The organism is Sandaracinus amylolyticus (assembly GCF_000737325.1).
Taxonomy (GTDB): domain Bacteria; phylum Myxococcota_A; class Polyangia; order Polyangiales; family Sandaracinaceae; genus Sandaracinus; species Sandaracinus amylolyticus.
In genome coordinates this window covers 7,341,757-7,366,486 of the sequence record NZ_CP011125.1, presented here as the reverse complement: position 1 = coordinate 7,366,486, position 24,730 = coordinate 7,341,757, and the positions used below count along the sequence as shown (strand labels likewise).

The 24,730-nt window shown below is 72.5% G+C and carries 19 protein-coding genes; 10 read left to right on the top strand and 9 right to left on the bottom strand.

Annotated elements, in window-relative coordinates:
• Positions 1 to 149: 149 nt before the first annotated feature.
• Both DB32_RS31125 and DB32_RS31120 read right to left on the bottom strand, forming a co-directional pair.
• Positions 150 to 1,841 carry a hypothetical protein gene (locus DB32_RS31125; RefSeq protein WP_053236283.1) on the bottom strand — a complete coding sequence of 564 codons (1,692 nt, stop codon included), beginning with the start codon at positions 1,839 to 1,841 and terminating at the stop codon, positions 150 to 152.
• A complete protein-coding gene (locus tag DB32_RS31120) occupies positions 1,838 to 3,580 on the bottom strand; it encodes a hypothetical protein (protein WP_053236282.1) in 1,743 nt (580 codons plus the stop codon). The genes DB32_RS31125 and DB32_RS31120 overlap by 4 nt, the downstream gene beginning before the upstream one ends.
• Positions 3,581 to 3,648: 68 nt before the next feature.
• Between DB32_RS31120 and DB32_RS31115 the strand changes: the two genes are divergently transcribed.
• Positions 3,649 to 4,650 carry an NAD-dependent epimerase/dehydratase family protein gene (locus tag DB32_RS31115; protein ID WP_053236281.1) on the top strand — a complete coding sequence of 334 codons (1,002 nt, stop codon included), beginning with the start codon at positions 3,649 to 3,651 and terminating at the stop codon, positions 4,648 to 4,650.
• Positions 4,651 to 4,697: 47 nt separating this feature from the next.
• Here the strand turns inward: DB32_RS31115 and DB32_RS31110 are convergent, their stop codons facing one another.
• Positions 4,698 to 6,395, bottom strand: a complete 1,698-nt coding sequence (locus tag DB32_RS31110; protein ID WP_157069597.1) for a thrombospondin type 3 repeat-containing protein — start codon at positions 6,393 to 6,395, stop codon at positions 4,698 to 4,700.
• Positions 6,396 to 6,510: 115 nt separating this feature from the next.
• Between DB32_RS31110 and DB32_RS50065 the strand changes: the two genes are divergently transcribed.
• Together DB32_RS50065 and fusA are read left to right on the top strand one after the other, a co-directional pair.
• Positions 6,511 to 7,950, top strand: a complete 1,440-nt coding sequence (locus DB32_RS50065; protein WP_053236279.1) for a hypothetical protein — start codon at positions 6,511 to 6,513, stop codon at positions 7,948 to 7,950.
• 392 nt (positions 7,951 to 8,342) lie between these two features.
• Entirely contained in the window at positions 8,343 to 10,394 is a 2,052-nt protein-coding gene (fusA, locus tag DB32_RS31100) for an elongation factor G (protein WP_053239017.1), read from the top strand.
• Between the two features lie 47 nt (positions 10,395 to 10,441).
• Here fusA and DB32_RS31095 read toward each other — a convergent pair whose 3' ends face one another.
• On the bottom strand, positions 10,442 to 10,861 hold the full coding sequence (locus tag DB32_RS31095) for an MAPEG family protein (RefSeq protein ID WP_053239016.1): 420 nt from the start codon (positions 10,859 to 10,861) through the stop codon (positions 10,442 to 10,444).
• 140 nt (positions 10,862 to 11,001) lie between these two features.
• On the opposite strand from DB32_RS31095, the gene DB32_RS31090 reads away from it, so the two are divergent.
• From DB32_RS31090 to DB32_RS31080, 3 genes are all read left to right on the top strand, one after another.
• Positions 11,002 to 12,279 (top strand): cytochrome P450, encoded by a 1,278-nt coding sequence (locus DB32_RS31090; protein ID WP_053236278.1) that lies wholly within the window; start codon positions 11,002 to 11,004, stop codon positions 12,277 to 12,279.
• A 91-nt stretch (positions 12,280 to 12,370) separates the two neighbouring features.
• A complete protein-coding gene (locus DB32_RS31085) occupies positions 12,371 to 13,051 on the top strand; it encodes a hypothetical protein (protein WP_053236277.1) in 681 nt (226 codons plus the stop codon).
• Positions 13,052 to 13,130: 79 nt separating this feature from the next.
• On the top strand, positions 13,131 to 13,910 hold the full coding sequence (locus DB32_RS31080) for an ABC transporter ATP-binding protein (RefSeq protein WP_053236276.1): 780 nt from the start codon (positions 13,131 to 13,133) through the stop codon (positions 13,908 to 13,910).
• Between the two features lie 88 nt (positions 13,911 to 13,998).
• Here the strand turns inward: DB32_RS31080 and DB32_RS31075 are convergent, their stop codons facing one another.
• Together DB32_RS31075 and DB32_RS31070 are read right to left on the bottom strand one after the other, a co-directional pair.
• The gene (locus tag DB32_RS31075; RefSeq protein WP_169791617.1) at positions 13,999 to 14,727 is read right to left on the bottom strand and encodes an SIMPL domain-containing protein; all 729 of its coding nucleotides are present in this window, start codon (positions 14,725 to 14,727) and stop codon (positions 13,999 to 14,001) included.
• A gap of 160 nt (positions 14,728 to 14,887) precedes the next feature.
• Positions 14,888 to 16,267 carry an L-serine ammonia-lyase gene (locus DB32_RS31070; protein ID WP_053236274.1) on the bottom strand — a complete coding sequence of 460 codons (1,380 nt, stop codon included), beginning with the start codon at positions 16,265 to 16,267 and terminating at the stop codon, positions 14,888 to 14,890.
• A 135-nt stretch (positions 16,268 to 16,402) separates the two neighbouring features.
• On the opposite strand from DB32_RS31070, the gene DB32_RS31065 reads away from it, so the two are divergent.
• Positions 16,403 to 17,086: a hypothetical protein gene (locus DB32_RS31065; RefSeq protein WP_157069595.1), complete on the top strand. Its 684-nt coding sequence runs from the start codon at positions 16,403 to 16,405 to the stop codon at positions 17,084 to 17,086.
• Here DB32_RS31065 and DB32_RS31060 read toward each other — a convergent pair.
• The 3 genes from DB32_RS31060 to DB32_RS31050 are packed head-to-tail and all read right to left on the bottom strand — an operon-like array spanning position 17,073 to position 20,673.
• Positions 17,073 to 18,509 (bottom strand): lipase maturation factor family protein, encoded by a 1,437-nt coding sequence (locus DB32_RS31060; RefSeq protein ID WP_053236272.1) that lies wholly within the window; start codon positions 18,507 to 18,509, stop codon positions 17,073 to 17,075. The genes DB32_RS31065 and DB32_RS31060 overlap by 14 nt on opposite strands.
• A complete protein-coding gene (locus DB32_RS31055; RefSeq protein ID WP_053236271.1) occupies positions 18,502 to 19,350 on the bottom strand; it encodes an SIR2 family NAD-dependent protein deacylase in 849 nt (282 codons plus the stop codon). The genes DB32_RS31060 and DB32_RS31055 overlap by 8 nt, the downstream gene beginning before the upstream one ends.
• Before the next feature lie 9 nt (positions 19,351 to 19,359).
• Positions 19,360 to 20,673, bottom strand: a complete 1,314-nt coding sequence (locus DB32_RS31050; RefSeq protein ID WP_053236270.1) for a hypothetical protein — start codon at positions 20,671 to 20,673, stop codon at positions 19,360 to 19,362.
• A gap of 71 nt (positions 20,674 to 20,744) precedes the next feature.
• Here DB32_RS31050 and DB32_RS48665 point away from each other — a divergent pair, with 71 nt between their 5' ends.
• The 3 genes from DB32_RS48665 to DB32_RS31035 all read left to right on the top strand — a co-directional run bounded on the left by DB32_RS48665 (position 20,745) and on the right by DB32_RS31035 (position 24,632).
• Positions 20,745 to 22,571: a hypothetical protein gene (locus DB32_RS48665; protein WP_053236269.1), complete on the top strand. Its 1,827-nt coding sequence runs from the start codon at positions 20,745 to 20,747 to the stop codon at positions 22,569 to 22,571.
• A gap of 122 nt (positions 22,572 to 22,693) precedes the next feature.
• Positions 22,694 to 23,626 (top strand): HEAT repeat domain-containing protein, encoded by a 933-nt coding sequence (locus DB32_RS31040; protein ID WP_053236268.1) that lies wholly within the window; start codon positions 22,694 to 22,696, stop codon positions 23,624 to 23,626.
• A gap of 373 nt (positions 23,627 to 23,999) precedes the next feature.
• Positions 24,000 to 24,632 (top strand): 3-keto-alpha-glucoside-1,2-lyase-like domain-containing protein, encoded by a 633-nt coding sequence (locus tag DB32_RS31035; protein WP_053236267.1) that lies wholly within the window; start codon positions 24,000 to 24,002, stop codon positions 24,630 to 24,632.
• Positions 24,633 to 24,730 lie beyond the last annotated feature (98 nt).

Genomic DNA, 24,730 nt, shown 5'->3' with positions numbered 1-24,730 from the left:
GGGGTTGCATGAGGAAGCAGGTTCCACCACGGCGTAACGCCGCGGTCTCCGCGCTGCCGAAACAGACGGAGTGGGCTCGTGCGCGCGGAGCTCCTCGCAGGATCGGTGAGTGTGAGAGTGCCAATCGAGCGGGTGAATCATCATCGCATTCACCCGAAAAAGGAACCGCCGATCGAGCCGGCAGCGAGACGGACATCCGCGCTGCCGATCACCATCAGGCGCAGCGCGAGCAAGTGACGGCACGCGCCGTTGCGCAGGCCGAAGCGACGGTGGTGCGTGCAGGTGCAGCGCGCGCGGGAGAACACGCCGTCGCGATCGAGGATCGTCTCCGGCGACTCGCCCGAGATGCGCGCGACGAGCAGGCGCTTGCCTCCGCGGAGCGCTTCTTCGCGCTCGATCTTCACGCGGTGCTCGACGAAGAGCTTGCGCGCGGCGGTGAGCTCCTCGGGCTCGGGGCCGATCACCTTCTCGGCCTCGCGAGCCTCGACGACGTCGCGGAAGCGATAGGCGCCCGCCGCGAAGTCGTAGACCGCCTGGCCCTGCTTGCTCAGACGGTGCAGCGCGGCGGCGACGCTCTTCTGCGCATCGCCGGTCTCGCTCGCGAGGGATGCCGGCGTGCCGGTGCGGCGGACGCGCAGCGTCGAGCCCACGCGCTCGAGCGTCGCGGCATCGGCGGTGAACGTCCCGGTGATCAGATCGAGGTTCGTGCCGCCCGACCAATCGTTGGAGGTCCAACCACTCAGTGCGAGCACGAAGCGCATCCCCGGCATCGTCACGATCCAGATGCTCGGGAGGCCGTTGCCGAGCAGGTGCACGTCGATGCGCTCGGCGATCGGCAGGAGACGCGCGAGCGCGAAGAGACGCCGGCGCCCCCAGACCTTGATCGTCTCGTCCTTCTCGCCGTCGTACGCGACACCGCGATCCTCGATCGCGACGTTCCACGGCTCGAGCACGAGGCGCGCGGGCTTGCCGCGCACGAGCTCGAAGCGGATCGCGCGCGGTCCTTCCTTCTCGCGATGCCGCTTCAGGTGCGCGAGCACCGAGTACACGCTCGCGACGTCGAGCGACACGCGCCGCATCGGAAGGCCGGTCGCCGCGGAGATCTGACCGAAGCCGCGCAGCCACGAGGGCGGCAGATCGATCTTCTCCTCGCGATAATCCGCGTGCCCCTCGACGCGCACCTCGAAGCCCTCGGGGTCGACCTTCAATCGTGTCGCGCGATAGGTGCGCAGGCCCTGGAAATGATCGAAGAGCGGCAGTGAGTAGTCGACGTTGGTCGTGCCGGGCGCGGCCTGGTGCGCGCCGTCGAGCTGCTCGCGATCGAGGTAGAGCGCGCCGTAGCTCGACTCGTCCTTCGAGAAGCACTCGAAGAACACCACGTCGTCGGCGACGGTGACGATCGGATCGCAGGGCACGAGCGAGCGGAAGAGCTGCGGATCGTTCTTCGCGAGCTCGTTCGCCCACTTCACGCGCGCATCCCAGTAGACGCGGTGCATCGTGCGGAACTGGCTCTCGAGATCTTTCGAGGGCGGGCTGCTCGCGATCTCGGCGGCGAGGCGCACTTGCTCCTTCGTGCGCACCTCGCTCCGAATTCGCGCTTCCTCTTCGAGCTGCGCCTTCTTCCACGCTTCGTACGCGCTCTTGTCGCGCTTCTCGAATTTCAGATCGCCGACGACGACCGCGTGCAGCGCCGAGATCGCCTCGCGGAAGCGCAGCGGATCGCGAAGCTCGCCGTCGAGCCACACGCGGTCTCGCGCGAGGTTCGGCGAGAAGCGCAGCGTGGAGCGATAGGGCCCCTGATCGACACTGCTCTTGCCGAGATATCGCAGCTCGTAATTCACTCGATCACCAGCGAGGGCACGTGCGCGCGCACCGCGTCGCGCAGCGCCGGTGATGCGATCGCGGCGCGCACCAGCGCGACGATCGCGCCGCGCCGCTCGGCCTCGCGCACGCTGCGCAGCGTGATCGCGAGGAGCGGCAGCAGCGCGTCGGCCTCCTGCTCGCCCTGCGCGATGCGCGTCGCGATCTGGGTCAGGGCGCTCCGCTTGGCGCGGCTGCCGCGATGCACCGCGAGCAGCGTCGTGGCCCACACGTGACGCAGGCTCTGCGGTGCGAGCGTGCTCGATCGTGCCTCGAGGTGCGTGATCAGTCGCTCGCGCGCGTCGGGGTAGGGCGTCTCGGCGAGCGCGGCCCAGAGCTCGGGCTCGTCGCGGAAGCGCTCGGTGCCCGCGAGCACGTCGAGCGCGCGAGCGCGGACGTCGTCGAAGCGACTGTCGAGCAGGTCGCGCAGGTGACGTGGCTCGCCGAGCCCGATGACGAGCGGCATCAACCACTCGAGCGACGGGGCGCGCACCGTGCCCACCGGCGCCTGCGTGATCGGCAGCGCGATCTCGAGCGCGGCAGCGTCCTTCACGCCCTTGTCTCTCGCCCATGCGAGCCCGAGCTCCGCGATCGGCGCCGCGCTCGCGCACGCCCAGCGCGCGCAGGTCGCGAGATCGACACGCGACGGGCTGACGTGCGCGCGCATCGACGTCGCGAGCGTCGCGGTGAGCGACGGATGATCGAGCGCGAGCAGCGCGTCCCACTCGCTCATCGAGAGCGACTCGATCCCGCGCGCATTCGCGAAGAGCCGCGACGCGAGCTCGACCACGTCGGCGTGCGGGCACGCGAGGAGCGGGCGCAGCATCGCGATCGAGACCGACTCGAGCTCGCCCTTCATCTCTTGCTCGATCCACATCGCGACCTGACGTCGCACGTAGAGCGAGCGTGCGCGCACCAGCAGCGAGAGCAGCGCGTCGAGGTCGCGCCAAGCCTCCGCATGCAGCGGGGCGGGACGCAGATCCTTGAGGCTGCGCCCGTGCACGATCGTACCGCCGCGCGACGAGAGCGCGATCGCGTCGGAGCCGTGATGCAGCAGCTGCATCAGGCTCCAGCTCGCGACGAGATCCTCGGGCTTGCCGACGTGCGCGTCCTCGTAGCGCGCGAGCGCGTCGAAGATCCAACGGCGGAACGCGGCGGGATCCTCGCGCCCCATCTCGCGGAAGAACCGCAGCGCGCGACGGCGGAGGTGCGCGCGGGTGTGGCTCGAGAACGTCGGCGCGCGCAGCGGGTCGGTGCCCGGTGTCTTCACGCGCTTCAGCACCGCGATCTCGCGCTGCTCGCTGGTCCTCCAGTCCCAGCGCGTCGATCGCTTCAGCGAGTAACGGAAGAGCCGATCGAACGCGACGAGGAACGCCGCGATCAGCTCCGCGTCGCGCGCCGCTTCGGCGGCCTTGAAGACGTGCTTCACGAGCGGGCGCTGGCCCGGCGCCGCGCCCGCGGTCTCGTCGATCCAGCGCAGCAGCATCTGCCGCGCCCACGGCCGCGAGTCGCGCGCCCACTTCTCGCCGAACGCACCGAGACGCGTCGGGGCGAACGGACCTCGCTTCTTGGGCAGCTCCCACGTGTGCTTGCCCTGCCCGTGCTTCGTCGTCTCGGGCGCTTGACGGAACGCGACGATCTCGCCGAAGAAGCGTGGATCCTCGTGCTCGAAGAGCTCTTCGAGCAGGAGCATCGAGCCGGGCTTCGTCGTCACGGCCATCGCGCGGGAGAGATCGGTCTCACGGGCACGCGCCGTGGGTCAAGCGCGCGTGCTAGATCGCGCCGCGCATGACGAGCGAGCCGCGGTTCGAGGGCAAGGCGCTGATCACCGGCGCGAGCGGGTTCATCGGTGGACGTGTGCGCGACGCGCTGCTCGCGCGCGGCGTCGACGTGGTCGCGATCCGTCGCAAGGGATCACCCGCGGCGAAGAAGGGCCGCTCGGTCGAGGCCGAGTACGACGACGTCGCGGGGCTCGAGCGCGTGATGCGCGAAGAGAAGCCCGACTACGTGCTGCACGTCGCGGGCGCGACGAAGGGCGTGACGTACGAGGACTTCCGCCGCGCGAACGTGGTGCCGACGAAGAACCTGCTCGAGGCGCTGCTGCGCGCGCACCCGGGCGTGAAGCGCTTCGTGCACGTCTCGTCGCTCACCGCGTACGGCCCGTCGACGGCCGAGCGCGCGCTCGTCGAGAGCGACGCGCGCAAGCCGATCGAGTTCTACGGCGAGAGCAAGCGCGAGGCGGAAGAAGCGGTGGAGTCGGTCGGTGATCGACTGCCGTGGACGATCCTGCGACCGGGCGGCGTGTACGGCCCCGGAGACGTCGACTACTTCGAGCTCTTCAAGGAGGTCAGCCGCGGTCGCAACGTGTTCTTCGGGAACCGCAAGCGCTGGTTCTCCGCGATCTACGTCGACGACTTCGTGAGCGCGACGCTCGCCGCGTCGGCGCATCCGGGCGCGATCGGCAAGGGCTTCTTCGTCTGCGACAACACGCCGATCACGTGGGAGCGCTTCCAGGGCGCGATCGTCGAGGCCGCGGGCAAGCGCGTGATGACGCTCGATCTGCCCGAGATGCTCGTGTCGGTCGCGGCGTTCGGCGGCGAGCTCGCGACGAAGGTCGACGGCAAGCCGCGCCTCTTCAACCGCCAGAAGGCGAAGATGGGCGCGCAGGAAGCGTGGACCTGCAAGAGCGACGCGATCCGCAGCGCGACCGGATGGAGGCACGAGCACCCCGTCGAGCGAGGCGTTCGCGAGGCGCTCGAGTGGTACCGCCGCGAGGGCTGGATCCGCTGACGTGATCGCGGCCCGTGCTCACGCCGAGCACGAGCCGCGTCGTCGCTTCACGCGCCGCAGGTCGGCGGCTCGCCGCCGTGCGGGCACGGATCGTCGGCGTCGCGGATGCCGTCGCCGTCGCTGTCGGGGCAGCCGCCGAGCGGCGGCGGGCCGGGCTCCGCAGGGCACGCGTCGGCCATGTCCGGAAGGCCGTCGCCGTCGGTGTCGGGGCAGCCGCTGGAGTCGATCGGTCCGGGCTCGGCGGGGCACGCGTCAGCGCGGTCCGGCACTCCGTCGTCGTCGCCGTCGGGGCAGCCGTGGAGCTCGACCGTGCCGGGCTCGTCGGGACACGCGTCGTGACCATCGAACACGTCGTCGCCGTCTCGATCGGGGCAGCCGAGCGCGCCCGTGGTGCCCGCGTCGTACGGACAGTCGTCGTCGACGTCGAGCACGCCGTCGTCGTCCTCGTCGTGGTCGCACGGGTCGCCTTCCTCGTCGTCGGGCGAGTCGCGGCACGCGTCGATCGCGTCGGGATTGCCGTCCATGTCGCGGTCGGGGAACGAGACCGCGGCGCGGATCGCGGTGGAGCGCGTCGCGCCGACGTCGCGCGCGAGGAGCGACGCGACGTAGCCGTCGACGTCGTCGGTCTGCTGGAGGCGGACCGTCACGCCCGTCGCGGTCGCGTTCGGACGGAAGATCGCGAGCGCGTCGGGCAGCTCGGGGAGCTGCGCGCTCCTGCGATCCGGCGGCATCAGCACGCGCCAGGTGATGCCGGTGTCGCCCGCGGCGAACGAGAACGTCGCCGCGACCGAGTCGACGTCGGGATCGTCGCTCGTCGTCCACGACACCGTCGGCCGCTCGACGTCCGTCACGTTCGCGTCGATCTCGGGCGCGTCGGGGAACGCGGCGGCGTCGAACGAGACCGCGTCGAGCGTGGGCGCGACGACCGACGCGGCGCGCGTGATGCGCGTCGCGAACGGGCCCACGCGCCACGAGATCGAGCTGCGATACGACGCGCCGAGCCCGGGGATCGCGGCGATCGCGGCAGGTGCGTCCGCCGCGCCGAAGCTCTCCGACGCCGCGAGGATCTGGAACGTGTCGGGCGCGTGCGGGTACGCGCGGATGCTGAAGTAGAGGTCGCCCTCGTCGAAGCCGGTCAGCGTGAGCGGCACGCTCTCGAGGTCCGTGCTCCACGCAGGGAACGTCGCGTCGGCGTCGCCTTCGAGCCCGCGGAGCACCGAGTAGCCGATCGGCGCGCCCTCGGCGTCGCGCGCGACCGCGACGAGGCTGTACACGCCGTCGTCGCCGATGCCGCACGGCGTGACCTGGAGCGGCTCGGTGGGATCGTCGGTGGTGGCCTCGGCGCACTCGCCGAGCCCCGCCGTGTACGACTCCGCGCCTTCGAGCGTGCCCGGCAGTCGGACGGTCGCCTCGGCGGCGCCGATCCCCAGGTCGATCGGCAGCAGCGCGCCGCGCGGCACGTCGACGAACGTGCTCAGCGAGACACCGCCGCCGGTGAAGCGCGAGAGCACCGTGACGGTCGCGGTCTCCTCGGGAGGCTGCCAGCGAACGATGCCGTCGGGGTCGGCGGTGAGCGTCTCGAGGTACGAGCCGTCGTTCGCGTGCGCGAGCACGATCACGTCGGTGTCGTTCGGGCCGACGAGCTCGAGGCGGACGAGCTGCGAGTCGGGGACGCCGGAGTTGCTGCACGCGCCGATCACCAGGGCGCCGAGCGAAAGAAGATATTTCCGTGTTTCTGGAATCACACGCTGAGACTATCCGAACGGCGACCGCCGGTCGAGCGTCCGCATGCGCGCTCGAAGCGCGCGTGGTTCCTCGACGGGTGGCTTGTGGTGCGTGTGCGGGGCGCATGTCGACCGCGTGGTCCGCTGCTTGATCTTCGCGACGAGCGCTGCGCTCGTGGGTTGCGTGCTCGACCCGATCGCCCTCGAAGGGCGGCGTTGCCCATGCATCGAAGGTTGGGTCTGCGACGAGGCGCGCGACCTCTGCGTGGTGCGCCTCGATCCGAGCCCCGACGCCGGCAGCGCGATCGATGCGAGCGCGCCGCTCGACGCGAACGCGCCGCTCGACGCCAACGCGCCGCTCGACGCGAGCGCGCCGCTCGACGCGCCCGAGCCGGTCGATGCACGTCACGAGAGCGACGCGGGACACGACCCCGTCGTGCCGAGCAACGTGGGAGGCGCAGTGTCCTTCGACGATGGCCGCGCCGCGCTCCGCGTGCGGAGCGACGAGACGTGGACCGTGGATCCCGACACCGGCGCGATCGTCGTGCGCCCGACCGTGACGAGCGAGCCCTACGTCATGCGCGGCCCGGGCACGGGCGTCGCGCAGGGAGTTCGTTACGAGCAGGTGGCGGAGTACGGCGTGTTCGTCGTCGGCTCGCTCCACGTCGAGATCGGCGGCGTGCTCGCCGGCCTGCGCGGCGCCACGCGCGCGCTCATCGTGATCTCCGCGGGTGACGTGATCGTCGACGGTCGGATCTCGGTGAGCGCGGGGATCGACGGGCCGGGACCGGGCGGCGCGTGGGGTGGCTACGGCGACCAGCGGGACGGAGGCGGAGCGGGCGGTGGCGCCGGGGGCACGCTCGCGAGCTTCGGGACCGATCGCGGCGGTGGCGGTGGTGGCGCGCTCGGAAGCGCGGGAGGTGCGGGGGGAAGCGGCGATCTCGGCGCGTTCGGCGGCCGCGGCGGCGTGGTGTGGTGCGACGAGAAGCTCGTTCCGTTGTGCGCGGGCTCGGGCGGCGGCGGGGGCGCGGGCACGCACGGCGCTGGGGGTCGAGGTGGTCACGGCGGCGGCGGGATCCAGATCACGAGCGCGACGCGCATCGACGTCGGTGGTGCGATCGACGCGTCGGGCGAGGGCGGCGCAGGCGGGACCTCGATGCGCGGTCGTCGCGCGGGCGCGGGTGGAGGCGGCGGCTCGGGCGGCGCGATCCTGCTCGAGTCCGACGTGATCACGATTCGTGGAAGGCTCTCCGCGCTCGGCGGCGCAGGCGGACGCGGAGCGCGCTGCGAAGACTGCGACGAGAGCGGCGGCCACGGCGCGACGTACGACGGATCGCGCGCGCCGCCGGCGCGCGGCGCCGACGCGGAGGGAGCCGGTGGAGGCGGCGGCGCGGGCGCGGATCCCAGCGGGGTCGCGCAGCGCGGTGGCGACGCGGATCGCGCCGGCGGAGGAGGCGGGGGCGCGGGGCGCATCCGCATCGTCACGACGCGCGGTGACGAGAGCTACGAGCCCGCGACGTTCTATCCGTCTCGCGCGACCGAGCTCACGACCGTCGGAATGCGCACACGCTCGTGAGGGCGAGATCGACTCCGTGCTTGCGCGCGACGCGACTGGCGCGCATCACTGGCGACGTCATGCGTACCGACTCCACGATGCTGCGCCTCGCGTGCTCTCGCACGCGCGCCGTCGTGCGCGTGTGCGTGCGCGTGACGGCGTTCTACGGTCGCGACGCCGAGTCGCTCTGACCGCGGCGCGGGCTCGCCCGCGGCGTGGACGAGCGCGCTCGAGGACGCGCGTTCCGTCGTGATCACGCCGCTGGCGGCCGCGTACGCGGTGCCGCGACCGAGCCTCGCTCGCTCGAGCCCTCGCGGGCGAGCGTCGATGTTCCCCTCTGCGCGACTGCCATGCAGACTGGCACCCTCGCGCGGCGACGGACTCGTCCGTCGATGTTCGGAATCGAGACTTCCATGCTCCGTCATCTCCCCATCGAACGACTGCGCAACGTCGGAATCGTCGCGCACGTCGACGCCGGAAAGACCACGCTGACCGAGCGGATCCTCTTCTACACGGGGCGGATCCACACGATCGGCGAGGTGCACCACGGCACCACGACCACCGACTCCGAGCCCTCGGAGCGCGCGCGCGGCATCACCATCCAGGCCGCGGCGATCACCTGCGACTGGCGCGATCACCGGATCCAGCTGATCGACACGCCGGGCCACGTCGACTTCGGCATCGAGGTCGAGCGCAGCCTTCGCGTGCTCGACGGCGCGGTCGTGGTGATCGACGCGGTCGCGGGCGTGCAGCCGCAGACCGAGACGGTGTGGCGACAGGCGGACCGGCACGACGTGCCGCGGATCGTCTTCGTCAACAAGCTCGATCGTCCGGGCGCGAGCTTCGAGCGCGCGCTCGCGTCGATCGAAGCGCGCCTCGGTGCTCGTGTGGCGCCGATCGCGCTGCCGATCGGCGAGGGCGAGGACTTCGTCGGCGTCGTCGATCCGATCCGACGTCGCGCGCTGATCTGGCGCGGCGAAGGAGACGGTCGTGCGTTCGACGAGGTCGCGCTCTCGGGCGCGCTCGTCGACGTCGCGGAGCGTGCACGCGCGCGCCTCGTCGATCTCTGCGCCGACGTGGATCCCGGCTTCGCCGAGGCCTACGTCGAGCGCGGTGACGCGGACGATGCGACGTTCGTGCGCGCGCTGCGTCGTGGCACGGCGACGCGCTCGTTCGTGCCGGTGCTCGCGGGCGCGGCGTACGCCAACAAGGGCGTGCAGCCGCTGCTCGATGCCATGATCGCGCTCCTGCCTTCGCCCGCGGATCGGCCTCCGGTGCGCGGTCGTGACGGCGAGGAGCGCCCTCCGTCCGAGGATGCGGCGCTGGCCGCGCTCTGCTTCAAGGTCGTGCACGACGACTGGGGGCAGCGCGCGTTCGTGCGCGTGTACTCGGGGACGATGCGACGCGGTGATCCCGTGCGTCTCGCGCCTCGTGGCGAGCGCGTGCGGATCGGCCGGCTCGTGCGTGTGTTCGCGGCGTCCGTCGAGGACGTCGAGGAGGTGCGCGCGGGCGGCATCGCAGCGGTGCTCGGCGGATCGATCGCGAGCGGTGAGACGCTGTGCGATCCGGCGGCGGAGATCGTCCTCGAGGCGATCGACGCGCCGGCGCCGGTGATCACCGTCGCGCTCGAGCCGACGACGCGCGGCGATCGCGATCGCATGGGGACTGCGCTGCACCGCTTGTGCAGCGAAGATCCCTCGCTGCGCCTGCGCACCGATCCGGAGACCGGCGAGACCACGCTCTCGGGCATGGGCGAGCTGCACCTCCAGATCGCGGTCGAACGGCTCGAGACGACGCACCGCGTGAAGGTGCGCGCCTCGGCGCCGCGCGTGGCCTATCGCGAGACCGTCTCGCGCGTGGCCGAGCACGAGACGAAGCACGTGAAGATGAGCGGCGGTCCGGGTCAGTACGCGCACGTGCGCGTGCGGCTCGAGCCCGGCGCGCGCGGCACGGGCGTCGTGTTCGTCGATCAGGTGCGCGGCGGCGAGATCCCCGCGCAGTACGTGTCGGGCGTCGAGAAGGGCGTCCGTCTCGCGGCGACCTCGGGCGTGCTCTCGGGCAGTCCCGTCGTCGACGTCGTCTTCACGTTGCTCGGCGGGTCGTTCCACTCGAACGACTCGAGCGAGCTCGCGTTCCAGATCTGCGCCGAGCGCGCGTTCCGCGAGATCATGCCGCTCGCGGGGCCCGTGTTGCTCGAGCCGGTGATGGAGCTCGAGATCGACGTGCCGGAAGGCGCGGTGGGCAGCGTGATCGGCGACCTAGGCGCGCGTCGCGGTCGCGTGGTCGCGCTCGAGGGCGAGGGCGATGCGCGTCGCGTGCGCGCGCTCGCGCCGCTCGCGGAGCTCGCCGGGTACGTCGCGGCGCTGCGCTCGCTGACGCAGGGACGCGGAACCGCGTCGATGCGCCTCGAGGGCTACGCGGCGGTGCCGGAGAGCCTGGTCGCGAAGGCGATCGCCAAGGCATGACGCGAGGAGGACGAGGAGGGCCGCGAGGTCCTCCTCGTCCGACTCGTTCACCAGAGCAGCACGGCCGCGCGGATCGCGAGCGCGAGCAGCACGAGCGACGAGACGACGAAGAGCACGAACCGGACTTCGATCTTGTTCACCGTCGCCTGGAAGACGCTGTGCGCGACGCGCAGCGCGACGTACGCCCATGCGAGCGCGGCGTCGACGACGCCCTCGACGCCCATCACCGCGAGCGAGATCGCGGTCGCGTAGAAGAGCGTGGGCTGCTCGAACAGATGATTGTAGTTGTCGGCCTTCCAGCGCACGGAGGGCGGCAGCGTGGACATCTGCTCGCCGCGTGGCGCGTTCGGGTCGAGCTGCATCCCGGCACGACGGATCGCGGGGAGGCGGGTCAGGTACATCCAGGTCCACATCACGAAGGTCCAGAGGACGAGGGCGATCGCGGGTCGCAGCAGCGTGGGGCTCATCGGTGCGGCGATGCTCGCCGAAGCGCCGAGCGCGCACACGTTCCTTGCGATCGCGCGCGATCACTGCTGCGATGCCGCGCATGTCCGGTCCGATCCTCAATCCCCTCGCGCGGCGGACACACGAGCGCGCTGGGTTGCCCGTGTTCCGCGGTGCGTTCCCGGCGCTCGGTCATCTGCCCGCGCTCGCGAGCGATCCCCTCGGGCTCGATCGCATCGCGGAGCGCGAGGTCGGCCCGCTCTACTGGACCGACACCGGGTTCGGCCGGTGGCAGCTCCGCTGCCTCTCGCCCGAGTCGTTCGACCTCTTCAAGAACGTGCAGACGAGCTCCGACTACGTCGGCGAGACGCTGCCCGATCTCTTCGGGCGCAGCGTCATCACGCTCGACGGCAAGCCGCACCGCCACGCGCGCTCGGTGATGGGCCCCGCGTTCACGCCGGGCGGGCTCTCCGCGGCGCGGGTGGGCTCGCTCTTCGCCGACGTCATCGAGCGTCACGTGCACGAGTGGATCGATCGCGGCGTGATCACGACGCTCGCGTCGACGCGTGAGCTCGTGCTCGCGCTCATCCTGCGCATGCTCGGCGTGCCGGAGCGCGACCTCGACGTGTGGAGGCGCGACTACGAGGACCACATGCTCCTCGCGCTCGGCGTCCCGCTCGACCTCCCGGGCACGCCGCGCCGACGTGGGCTCACGGCGAAGGCGCGTCTCGACGAGCGCATCGGCGCGTTGGTGCGCGAGGCGCGCGCCGGGAGCGACACCACGGTTCTCGCCCAGCTCTCGCGCGCGAAGGACGAGCACGGCGAGCCGCTCGCCGATGCCGAGCTCCTCGACAACTTGCGCCTGCTGATCCTCGCCGGGCACGAGACGACCGCGACGGTGATCGCGTGGCTCATCGCGTACCTCGCGGAGTCTCCTTCGTTGCTCGAGCGGCTGCAGAGCGAGGCGACCGACGTGCCGCGCGCGCCGGGCGATCTCCGCGCGTTCCGCTTCGCCGAGGCGCTCTTCCGCGAGGTGCTCCGCTTGCAGCCGCCGGTGGCGCGCGACGCGCGTCGCGCGGTCGTCGATCTCGAGATCGCGGGACGACGGGTGCCGGCCGGGAGCATCGTCGCGATCTCGATCGAGCTCCTCTCGCGCAGCCCGCGCACCTACGAGGATCCCGACTCGTTCGTGCCCGAGCGCTGGATGGGCAAGACGGCGCCGCCGACCGCGCTCGAGCTCGTGCAGTTCGGCGCGGGCCCGCACTTCTGCCTCGGGTACCACGTCGCGTGGCTCGAGGTCGTGCAGACGTCCGTGATCCTCGCGCGTGCGCTCCGTGCGCGCGGCGCGCGCCTCGCGCTCGACGGACGTTTTCCGCGCGTCCGACACCTGCCGCTGCGTCACCCCGACGCGTCGTCGCGTGTGCGCTTCGTGCGTGGATGAGCGCCGCTGACACCGCAACTTTTCTCCTCCCGCGGACGCCGAGCGCCCTCTACCATCGCGCCGCCGCGACGTCGCGGCTGGAGGAGGAGCGATGCGGAACGCAAGCGTGATCGGGCTCGCGATGGTGCTCGTGGCGATGGGTGCGGGCTGTGGAGACGACGAACCAGGCTCGCGGCCAAGCGACGGCGGCGCTCGTTTCGACTCGGGAGCGCACGACGCGGGGAGCTCGGACGACGCGTCGACGCCGAGCGATGGATCGACGACGGACGCCGACGGTCGCATCGACGCGTCGCCCACGCCGCCCGACGCGGGCGCGTGTGGTCGAGACGCCGGAGCGGTGGGCGGCGACTGCGTGCTCTACGTGCCCGTCGGGAGCTTCGGGCCGCTCACGGCGGCGTGCCTGCCGCGCTGTAGCTCGGCGACCGGCGCCGCGTACCGCGCGTGCACCACGCAGTCGTGCCGGAACGCGGCGGTCGCCGGCGACACGACGCCCGGCACGTCCTACTACATCGGCTCGGCGCGGGTGAACACTCCGATGGATTGCGGCGGCTGCGTCGCGTACCAGGAGATGCACTGCTTCTCGCTCGTCTGCGAGTCGCAGGTCGACGCGTACGTCGACGAGTGCATCGCGGGCGGCTCCGCCAGCTCGTGCGACTTCGCGCTCGCGTCGCTCGACGCGTGCCTCGCAGCGCTGAGCCCGGCCGAGGAAGCGACCGTCGCCGCTTGCTACGAGTCGCCGGACGGCCCCGCGGGCTGCTTCCCCTGCGACTGACCCACTGCGGCGCGCGCGGGGTGTCCACGCCCCGCGCGCCCGCTTGCGCGCGCACCGTCGACGGCGGATAGCGCGGCGCATGTCGGCGATCCTCGAGATGGACGTCGCGCGCTGGGAGCGCGAAGGGCGCGTCGTGCTCGACGACGTCCGGCTCACCATCGCGCGCGGCGAGCACTGGGTGATCCTCGGGCCCAACGGCGCGGGGAAGAGCTCGCTGCTCGCGATCCTGACCGCATACGCGTGGCCCACCGAGGGCGTGGTGCGCGTGCTCGGCGAGACGTACGGGCGCTGCGACACGACCGCGATGAAGCGGCGCATGGGCGTCGTGAGCGCGACGCTCGGGGCGTGGCTGCGTCCCGAGGACGTCGCGGAGGAGGTCGCGGCGTCGGGGCTCTACGCGATGATCGGTCCGTGGCGCGCCTACGACGACGAGGATCGACGTCGCGGCCGCGAGGCGCTCGCGCGACTGCGCGCGGAGTCGCTCGCCGGGCGTCCGTACGGGCGTCTCTCGCAAGGAGAGCGACAGCGCGTGCTCATCGCGCGCGCGCTCGTCGGCGCGCCCGATCTGCTGGTGCTCGACGAGCCGTGCGTCTCGCTGGATCCCGTGGCGCGCGAGCGCTTCCTCGACGACGTCGAGCGGCTCGTCGGCGAGAGCGGACCGACGACGCTCGTGGTCACGCACCACGTCGAGGAGATCCCGCGCTTCGTCACTCACGCGCTCGTGCTGCGAGAAGGACGCGCCGTCGCGAGCGGCCCGATCGATCGTGCGCTCACGAGCGAGACGCTGAGCGCCGCGTTCGGCGCGCGTTGCACGCTCCACCGCGAGTCGGGTCGATACGGCCTCGCGATCACGCGCTGATCACGCGCGCTCGACCCCGTAGAGCTCGAGGTACCGCGGCGCCGCGCGCATCGCGTCGTGTCCGATCGCGACGCGCGCGAGAGAGCCTTCAGTGCGTCGACCAGCGCACGCGGAGCTGCACGGTCGTGCGCGTCACGCCGGGCTCGATCGGCGTCGCCTGCGCGGTGTCGGCGGCCATGCGCGCCTCCATCATCAGCGGGCGCGGTCCGTCGTGCTGCACGACCTCTTCGATCGCGATCGGCTCACCGAGCTCGACGCCCGCGAGCCGCGCGAGCTGCTCCGCCGTCGCACGCGCGCGCTGCATCGCCTGCTCGCGCGCCCGCGCGCGCACCTCGGAGGGATCCGACACCTCGAACTGGATGCCGTCGAGGCGCGTCAGATCACCGCCCGCGCCGACCGCGGCGTCGATCGTCGCCGAGAGCCGCGACACGTCGGTCACGCGCACGTGCACCGCGTTGCGCACCGTGTAGCCGAGCAGTCGCTGGCCCTGGTCCGTGTACTCGTACTCGGGATTCACGGACAGCTGGTCCGTCTGCACGTCCTCGTCGCCGATGCCGTTCGCGCGCAGCGCGTCGAGCACGCGGCGCTGCGCGTCGGCCGCCGCGTCGCGCGCCTCGGCGACGGTCGGGCGGCGCGCCTCGACGCCGACGTGGAATCGAGCGCGATCGGGCCGCGCCTCGGCCTCGCCCTCCTCCGACACCAGGATCCCGTGCTCGCTCTCGCGCAGCACGAGCGTCTCGCCGGAGCGGAGCGAGCCTCCACACGCGACGCACGCGAACGACACGACCACGAGCAGAACGATCAGAGCGCGATCCACGATGGGGCCTCCTTCGAAGGTCGCGGTGATGGACGTGCCCGCGATCACGGGGCTTCACGCACCCAAGATCTTCGTTCCGGCCGTGTAGCGCGCGAACGAAGATCGGCTCAGCCGTTCGGCGCTCCCGTCCGGTCCCCGCGGGACGAGCACTCCCGCAGGGTCAGCACTCGATCACGTTGAGCGCGAGACCGCCGCGCGCGGTCTCCTTGTACTTCGTGCTCATGTCCGCGCCGGTCGCGCGCATCGTCGCGATCACCTTGTCGAGCGAGACGTGGTGCTTGCCGTCGCCCTGGAGCGCGAGCCGCGCCGCGTTGATGGCCTTGATCGCGCCCATCGCGTTGCGCTCGATGCACGGGACCTGGACGAGCCCGCCGATCGGATCGCACGTGAGCCCGAGGTTGTGCTCCATGCCGATCTCGGCCGCGTTCTCGACCTGCTCGGGGGTGCCGCCCAGCACTTCGGCGAGGGCACCCGCCGCCATCGAGCACGCGACGCCGACCTCGCCCTGACAGCCGACCTCGGCGCCGCTGATCGACGCGTTGCGCTTGTAGAGCGAGCCGATCGCCGCGGCCGTGAGAAGGAAGCGCACGATGCCGTCGTCGTCGGCGTTCGGCACGAAGCGCCGGTAGTACATCATCACCGCGGGGATGATCCCGGCCGCGCCGTTCGTCGGCGCGGTCACGACGCGCCCGCCCGCCGCGTTCTCCTCGTTCACCGCGAGCGCCCAGAGATCGACCCAGTCGAGCGCGATCATCGGATCGTGCTCGCCGCGCGCGTTCGCGCGCAGCTTGCGGTGCAGCGCGGCGGCGCGCCGCCTTACCTTGAGACCTCCAGGTAGGATCCCCTCGCGCCCGCAGCCGCGCTCGATGCAGCCCTGCATCGTGTGCCACACGCGCAAGAGCCCCTCGCGCACCTCGCGCTCGCTTCGCAGCGCGCGCTCGTTCTCCATCATCAGCGTCGCGATCGAGAGCCCGCGCTCCGCGCATCGCGCGAGCAGCGCCGCCCCGCTCGCGAAGGGATGCGGCACGTCGGTCGCGGCATGCGCCCCGGGCCCTTCGGCGACGCCCTCGGGCGTGATCACGAACCCGCCGCCCACCGAGTAGTAGATGCGCTCGTGCAGCACCTCGCCGCGCGCGTCCTCGGCGCAGAAGCGCATGCCGTTCGAGTGCAGCGGCAGGCGCTCGCGGCGATGGAACACGAGGTGCTCGCGCGGATCGAACGTGATCGTCGGTCCGCCGTGGAGGCGCAGCGTGCGCTCGCGCTCGATGCGCGCGATGCGCGCGGGCACCGAGTCGACGTCGACGACGTCGGGCTCGTCGCCCTCGAGGCCGAGCATCACCGCGACGTCGGTGCCGTGGCCCTTGCCGGTGTGGCCGAGCGATCCGTGCAGCGCGACGCGCACCGTCGCGACGCGCTGCGCGACGCCCGCCTCGACGACGCGCTCGCAGAACCGGCGCGCTGCGCGCATCGGGCCGACGGTGTGGGAGCTCGAAGGACCGATGCCGATCTTGAAGAGATCGAACGCGCTGACGAACGACACGCTCGGTAAGCTAGCAGCGCGCGCCGCGCACCGTCGAACGTCGATGTGGTGCGCGCTCACGGCGGGTGCGAACGGCTCACGAGCGCGTGCGGACGCGCACCGTGGGGTGCGACGTGGTGGGCCATAGTCGCGCCGATGCGACGCGCCCTGATTGCGATCACGACATGCCTCTTGTTCGCCGCTGCGTGCGGCGACGACGACGGCGCTGGCACCCCCGACGCGGGCCGCACCGACGGCGGCGCGGGAGTGGACGCGGGCGGCGCGATCGACGGCGGCGGCGCGATCGACGGCGGGGCGAGCGACGCGGGCGAGGGCGAGCTCGATGCCGGTCTCGACGATGCGGGCGAGGACGATGCGGGCGCGGACGACGCGGGCGCGGATGCCGCCGCGATCGACGCGGGCAGCACGCCGGACTCGGGCGCGGTGCGCACGCCGCTGCTCGTGCAGTGGTGCCCGACCTCGGGATCGACGCCGGCCGGCGCGTACCGCGGGACGCTCGCGTCGAGCCTCAACGAGGTCACCAGCTCGTGCACCGGCGGCTCCGCGCCCGGCCGTGACGCCGCGGTGCGCATCGAGCTGCCCGCAGGCGCGACGCTCACCGCGACGTACCGCCACGCGGGCGACGGCATCCTCTCGCTCGTCGACAGCTGCCCCGCGATCCCGACCTGCCTCGCGTCCGGCGTGTCGTCGTCGAGCGGCGAGACGCTCTCGTGGACGAACCCCGGCGCAGCGGCGAACCCCGTCTATCTGCTCCTCGACAGCGACGCGCTCGACGGGCCGCAGACGTTCGAGCTCGACCTCGCGATCACCGCGCCCTGACGACGCGTCCCCACGGGCGCGGTCGCGATCGTGTCCACGTCGCGTCGCCGCCCGGCGGCGCGAGCTCGTAGTCCCACTCGATCACCCGCACGAAGCGCGGCGCCGCTCCGTCGAACGGATCGCGCTCGAGCAGCGCGAGCACCGGTGCGCGCCGCTCGAGCAGCGCGATCTGGAGCGCGCGCACCCATGGCGCACCCTCGGGCCCGGTGAGCGCGGCGAACCACAACATCCAGTCGACGCGTGGCATGTGCGTGAGCGTGATCGGCAGGCCCTCCGCGAGATCGTCGCCCGGCTTGTAGCGGAAGTCGTACGCGACCCACGTCTCGCCATCGACGCTGCCCTCGATGACGAGCTCGGGGCGCTCGGTCGTCATGTCGGCGAAGAGCCCGTACGAGCTCGTCGCCCAGATCGCGTGGCTGCGCTCCATCATCGTCGCGATCTCGTCGCGCACCGGCGCGCCCAGCGAGCTCGCGAATTGCGCGATCTGAAGCACGATCAGCAGCGATGCGATCGCGGACGGCGCGACGACCTGCCACGGTCGCGCCGCCGCGACGCCGGGCGCGCGCCATCGCGCGGGGAGCACACGATCGATCACCGCGTCGTCGAGCAAGGGCACGCACAGCGCGATCGCCAGCAGGTTGAAGAACCCGTAGTTGCCGGTGATCGCGATCAGGCCCTGGAGCAGCAGGAATCCCGCGGCTGCGACGTGGCGCGCGCGCCGACCAGCGATGACGAAGAACGGCAGCGCGAGCTCGATCACGAACGTCACGATCGCGCCGAGCGTGTGCGTCCAGCGCGGCCCCGCGTGCATCCACGGCGAGAGCGGGCTCGGCAGCGGCTGCGTCTCGTAGTGGAACGAGAGCGCGCTCAGATCGCGCCACACCTCGTCGCCGACCCACTTCACGATGCCGCTCGCGAGCATCAGCCGCGCGACGAGCAGCCAGAGCGCCCAGCGCGCGACGTGCGGCGGCTCGCTCGCGCGCGCCGGCGTCGCGAGCACGGTGCGCCACGGCGCGACCAGCGCGGTCAGCCACAACGTCTCGATCAGCAGCGTGTCCCACTGCAGCGGGAAGAACGGCGCGCCGACGTTGACGATCGACACGTACCCGAGCGCCGCGACCACCGCGCTCGGCCCGGGCAGCACGCCGAGCGCGAGCATCAGCGACGCGAGCTCGCCGACCACGCAGAGCGCGCTCAGCGCGTCGTCGCTCGCGCCGGTCGAGAGCAGCAGCGTCGGTCGCGTCCACCACACGTCGTCGCCCATCGCGGCCTGCACCCGCGCGAGGCGCGGCGCGAGCGGGAGGATGCCCGCCTCGCCGAAGAGCCCGTGGAGCTGCGCGTGCGCCGACACGAACGCGCCGAGCGACGTCACCCCGACGAGGCGCGCGAAGAGCCACGTCGATCGCGCGTACGAGCTACGCACGTTCGATCAGCGCGCGCGTGATCGCAGGCACGTACTGGGTCGCGGTGCCGCGCAGCACCGCTGCGCTCGAGAGGCGCTCCGCGATCTGCGTGAACGGGCTCTCGTCCTGGTTCACCACGAGCATCGGCACGCGCCGGTGCGCCGCGACGTTCACGATGTGGCTCGGCAGCGTCGTCGCGCCCGACGTGCCGATCACCACGACGAGCGACGCGCGTCGCACCGCGTCCATCGAGCTCTCGAAGCGGAAGAGCGGCTCGTCGTAGCTCTCGTCGAACCACAGCACGTGCGGGCGCGACCATCGCCCGCGCCCACAGCACTGCAGCAGCGCGCGCTCCGCGTCCGCGATGCGCCGCGTCTTCGGCCACTCGAGCGAGATGCCCGCGGGGATCTCGCGGATGCGCGGGTGCAACTCCTCGGGGGACTCGTCCTCGCACCGCAGGTAGTCGATGTTCCCGTGGATCTGGAAGGTGCGCGCGGGCGTGCTCCCCGCGCGCAGGTGCAGCCCGTCGACGTTCTGCGTGATGAGGAGGAAGCGATCGCCGAGCGCGCGCTCGAGCTCCACCAGCGCGAGGTGCGCCGCGTTCGCGCTCGCGGCGCGGCACACGCTGCGTCGATAGAGGTACCAGGCCCAGACCTCCTCGGGCATGCGCGTGAACGCCTCGTACGTCGCGAGCTCCTCGGCGCGATAGTTCTTCGAGCCGATCGTCCAGTAGCCCTCGGGCCCGCGGAACGTCGGGATCCCGCTCTCCGCCGAGATCCCCGCGCCGGTGAGGAACAGCATCGGCCCCTCGCGCGACAGCGCGTCGTCGAGCAGCGCGAGCACCTGCGGTTCGAGCGTCATGCGTCGATCCTACAGAAAGCGCGCGCTCGGCACCGGACCGCCGAGGCGCTGGTGGAAGCGCTGACCGCTCGCGCGATGGAGCCCGAGCCGGTGCGCCTCGGGCAGCGACGCGAGCGCGCGTGCGATCGCGAGCACGTGGTCGCGCGACGTGACGCTCTCGTCCTCCTGCGTCGTCGCGAGGATCTCCGCCGCCAGCGCGTCGTCGCTGCGCGGGTCGGGCGCGGCGCGCGTGATCTGCTGCGTCGCGGGATCGACGACCATCGCGCCGCCGGTCCACGGGTGCGTGATCGACTGGTGCAGGATCGTCGTCACGTCGGGCGCGTACGCGAGCGGCTCGGTCCAGCACGACGCGTGCGCGAAGAGCCGCTGTCCGGGCGCGTGCGTGTGCAGCGCGCGCAGGAACGTCGTGTCCTCGATCGCCTCGAGCGACCACGCCACGACGAGCCCCTCGCCGCGCTCCACGCCGGGCGTCCAGTCGATGCACGGCACGCCCATCCGCGTCGCCGCCGCGCGCGCGAGGATGCGGCTCGGTCGATCGGGCGCGGCGATCACGCGCGACGTCCGCCCGAGCACCCCCGCGAGCCGCTCGATTCCCTCGCGCATCAGCGCCGGCGTGTCCTGCACGAACGCGTACCGCCCGCGCATCGGGTGGTCGTGCCCGTGCGGCGACTCGTGGAGCAGCAGCGATCCCGAGAGCACCGCGTGCCACGCGGTCAGCGCTCGATCGTCGAGCGTGATCCCCGCCGCGCGCAGCGCGTCCGCGCGCGCGAGCATCCCCTCGAGCGCGCCGCGCATGAACGCGACGCGCTCGTCGCCGTGGCTCGCGAGCTGCGCCACGCGCTTCCGCGGCACGTCGAGGTCGCCGCTCATGATCCAGTGGAAGCCGCTCAGGTACGCGCAGAACGGGTCGCGCTCGGGCGTGCCCGACGCATCGAGGAAGAGCGCGGCCTCGCCGCTCCGCGTCAGCCGCTCGAGCGCCGTCGCGAGCTCCGAGACGATCGCGGACTGCCCCGGCGCGATGCGGTTCGCGCGCGCGAGCATCGCCGCCGCGAAGTCGAACTGGCCTTGCTCGTAGAGGCCGTAGCCCGCGTCGTACAGCGCGCGCGCGTCGTCGGGCTCGCGCGCGATCTTCGTGATCGTCTCCGCGAGCGGCGCCGCGCCGAAGCGCCGCGACAGCTCCGCGAGCACTGCCGCCGCGCGCGCGAAGAGCGCGCGCTCCTCGAGCCCGCTCGCTGGATACCCGAGCACCGGGCGCAGCGCGAGGTACGCGCCCTCCGCGTCGTTCGACGCGAGCTTCTTCTCCGCCTCGTCGAGATCGCTCATCGGCGCGCAGCATCGCAGAGACGCAGCCGGCTGAACACGGCGCGCCATCGAGCGTCTATGCTCGCGTCACGATGCGGGCCCGCCTCGTCTCTTCCTTCGCCGTCGTCTGTCTCCTGCTCGCGCCGGCGCTCGCGCGCGCGCAGCGCAACCTCGACGTGGAGCGCTTCGCGCCCGCGCCCGACGGCGACGGCTTCCTCACGATCCCCGGCACACGCACGCCCGGCCCGTGGCGATGGAACGTCGCGCTCTGGCTCGGCTACGCGCACGAGCCGCTCACCGTGCGCCTCGCCGACGGCTCCACCGTCCCCGCGATCGAGAACCGCTTCGGCGGTGATCTCCTCTTCCAGCTCGGCATCCTCGGCCGCTTCGCCGTGGTGATCGACGCGCCGATCGTCCTCTACCAGGACGGCGAGCCGCAGGTGATCGACATGCGCGGTCCGCTCCAGACCGTCGCGCTGCGCGACCCGCGCATCGCGGTCCGCGCGCGCCTGCTCGGCGAGGACGCGACGGAGGAGCGCGAGCGGCACGAGGGCGAGGGCCTCGCGATCCAGATCGCGACCACGGTCCCGATCGGCCACGAGGACACCTACGCGAGCGAGGGCAACCCGCAGCTCGACGGCGCGCTGCTCGCCGACTTCCACCTGCTCGATCTCGGCGTCGGCGGCATCGTCGGCGTGCGCCATCGCTTCGCCGAGCCGCGCATCCTCGGCGTGCCGTTCCGCAACGAGCTCTACTTCGGGCTCGGCCTGCAGGTGCCCGCGTTCTTCGTCGACGATCTCTTCGCGCTCGCCGAGGTGAACGTCGCGACCGATCTCGAGAATCCGTTCGGCGAGGAGGCGAGCACGTACGTCGAGTGGCTGCTCGGAGTGCGCGGCCGGCCCACGCGCGACGTCGAGCTCTCGCTCGCGGGCGGCACCGGGCTCACCGGCGGCGTCGGCACCACCGCGTTCCGGATCGTCGCGGGCGTGTCGTGGGCGCCGCGCTTCCACGATCGCGATCACGACCAGATCGGCGACGACGACGACGACTGCCCGACGCTGCCCGAGGACGTCGATCAGCACCTCGACGAGGACGGCTGCCCCGAGCCCGACAACGACGGCGATCTGGTGCCCGACCTCGACGATCGCTGCCCGAACGAGGCCGCCGACTTCGGCAGCGACAACGACGACGACGGCTGCAACGATCCGCAGCTCGATCAGGACGCGGACGGCGTGCTCGACGCGAGCGACACCTGCCCCGCGGTCGCCGAGGACGCCGACGGGCACGACGACGGCGACGGCTGCCCCGACCTCGACGACGACGGCGACGACGTGCCGGACGATCGCGACGCGTGCCGCGCCGAGCCCGAGGATCGCGACGGCGCGAGCGACGACGACGGCTGCCCCGATCTCGACGACGACGGCGACGGCGTCCCGCAGGGCGTGGATCGCTGCGAGGGCGCGGCCGAGGATCGCGACGAGATCGACGACGCCGACGGCTGCCCCGACGTCGACGACGATCGCGACGGCGTGCTCGACGCGAGCGACACGTGCCGCGATCGCGCCGAGGACGTCGACGGGCGCGCCGACGAGGACGGCTGCCCCGAGCCCGGCGGACGCGCGGCATGGCGCGTCGAGGGCACCGCCGGCGCGCCCGATCGGGTGATCACGGGCAGCGCGCCGCGCTTCGCGGCGGACGGATCGATCGCGCCCGCGTCGAGCGCGGCGATCGATCAGCTCGCGCGGCTCGTCATCGCATCGTGGGGCACGCGCGCCCGCGTCGCGATCGGGGGTGCCGCGGACGAGGCCCGCGTGGCGGGGCTCCGCGCGGCACTGATCGCCCGCGGTGTGAGCGAAGGTGCGATCGACGTCGTGGCCGATCCCTCCGTGCGCGGCCTGCGCGTGACCTTCGCGCAGTGATCCCGGCGGGATGCATGACGATACGGGGCGCTCGAAGGTCGGTGTGCACGTGGGAGCGTGGCGCACCGTTTTCGGTGCGAGCCGTTGACGACGACGATCGCGGGAGAGACGCTTCCTCGTCGATGGCGGTCCGGCTTCCGTCCCTCGCGCGGACGACCCGAGGCGTCCTCCTCGCAGCGCTCGCAGCGATCTTCGTCGCGGCGATCGCGATCGCGCCCCTGCGCGCGCAGGATCGGACGACGGTGCTCCGCGTGCTCCGCGAGAGCCGAGACTTCCGCGCGCGCGTGCGCGCCGCGATGGCGCTCGGCGCGAGCGCGGACCCCGCGATGGCCGGCCCCCTCGCGGGCGCGCTCTCCGACGCCTCGCCCGCGGTGCGCGCGGCTGCTGCGGAGGCGCTCGGTCGCCTCGGCAACCCCGACGCGCTCCCTTCGCTCCGCAGCGCGCTCGCCGATCGCGAGCGCGAGGTGCGCGACGCGGCGGGCCGCGCGATCCGCGCGATCGGTGGCTCGTCCTCGAGCGCGTCGTCGAGCACGCCGCCGCCCGCGCACGATCCGCTGCGCATGCCCTCGGTCGAGGTGGTGCCGCGCGAGCGCGACGTCGACTGGGGCTCGGTGCGCTACGTGGTCGTGCTCGGCGACATGCAGAACCGCAGCGGCTTCACGCACGAGCGGCTGCAGTCGATGCTCTCGCAGGAGGTGCACCGTCACCTGCTCGTGCTCCGCGGCGTCGCGGCGCTCGACGGTGTGTCGCCCGACGCGGATCGCGAGATCGCGCGGCGGCGGCTGCCGCGCATGCGGCTCGAAGGATCGATCACGCGCGTGCATCGCCAGGCGCACGGGCGTGACCTGCAAGTGCGCTGCGAGGTCGCGCTGATGCTGATGGACGAGCCGGGGCGCAGCATCCGCGCGGCGCTCAACGGCGCGGCGACCGGGATGGAGCGCGCGTCGTCCTCGCGCGCGCAGCAGGAGGCGCGGCTCGCGGAGCAGGCGCTGCAGGGCGCGGTGCGCAGCGCGATGAGCGGCGCGGCCCGCGCGATCACCGCGAGCGTGCGCTGAAGAGCGACACGCCACCGGCGGCGAGTCACACGGCACCTGCGGCGAGTTACACGGCACCGGCCGCCAGTCACACGGCACCGGCGGCGAGTTACACGGCAGCGGGCGGCGAGTCACACGGCACCGGCGGCGAGTCACACGGCACCGGCGGCGGGTCACACGGCACCGGGCGGCGAGTTACACGGCACCGGCGCCCAGTTACACGGCACCGCGCGCCAGTCACACGGCACCGCGCGCCAGTCACACGGCACCGCGCGCCAGTCACACGGCACCGGCCGCCGGACGCTGCGCCACGACGACCGCCGGCTGCCGCACGGCCAGCCCACGACACCCGACGCTGGTTGCGCGGCGCCGGGTCGCGCTAGATTCCGCCGCCGTGCGCCGCCTCCTCTTCCTCTTCACCCTCGCGCTCCTCCCCTCGATCGCCGCGTGCACGCCCCAGGGCGATCCCGGCATCGGCGCGGAGGGCCTCACCGACGACTTCGAGCGCGAGGAGCTCGGCGACCTCTGGCACAACACCGGCGCGAGCTGGCGGATCGTCGATGGCCAGCTGAACATCCGCAACGCGCGCAACCGCCCGCTCTGGCTCCGGCGCACGCTCCCGCGCGACGTGCGCATCGAGTTCGACGTGCGCAGCGAGAGCCCCGACGGCGACATCAAGGTCGAGATCTTCGGCGACGGCAGCTCGCGCGCGACGACCGAGAGCTACACCGCGACGAGCTACGTCGTGATCTTCGGCGGCTGGAGCAACAGCATGAACGTGCTCGCGCGCATGGACGAGCACGGCGCCGATCGCGTCGTGGGCGCGCGCCGCCGCGTCGAGCCGGGCCGCACCTACCGCATGCGCATCGAGCGCCGGGGCTCGCGCATCACCGCGTGGGTCGACGACGAAGAGCTGGTCTCGATGGACGATCCGCGCCCGCTCGAGGGCCCCGGGCACGACCACTTCGCGTTCAACGACTGGCAGGTCGAGCTCTGGTTCGACAACCTGCGGATCACCCCCCTCTGACCGCGAGCGCTCGGCGACCGCGCGCGGTTTCCAGCGCTGTCGGATCCCCGACGAAGTCCCGCGATCGATCTCCCGCGCGCGCCCTCGTCCGCGATACA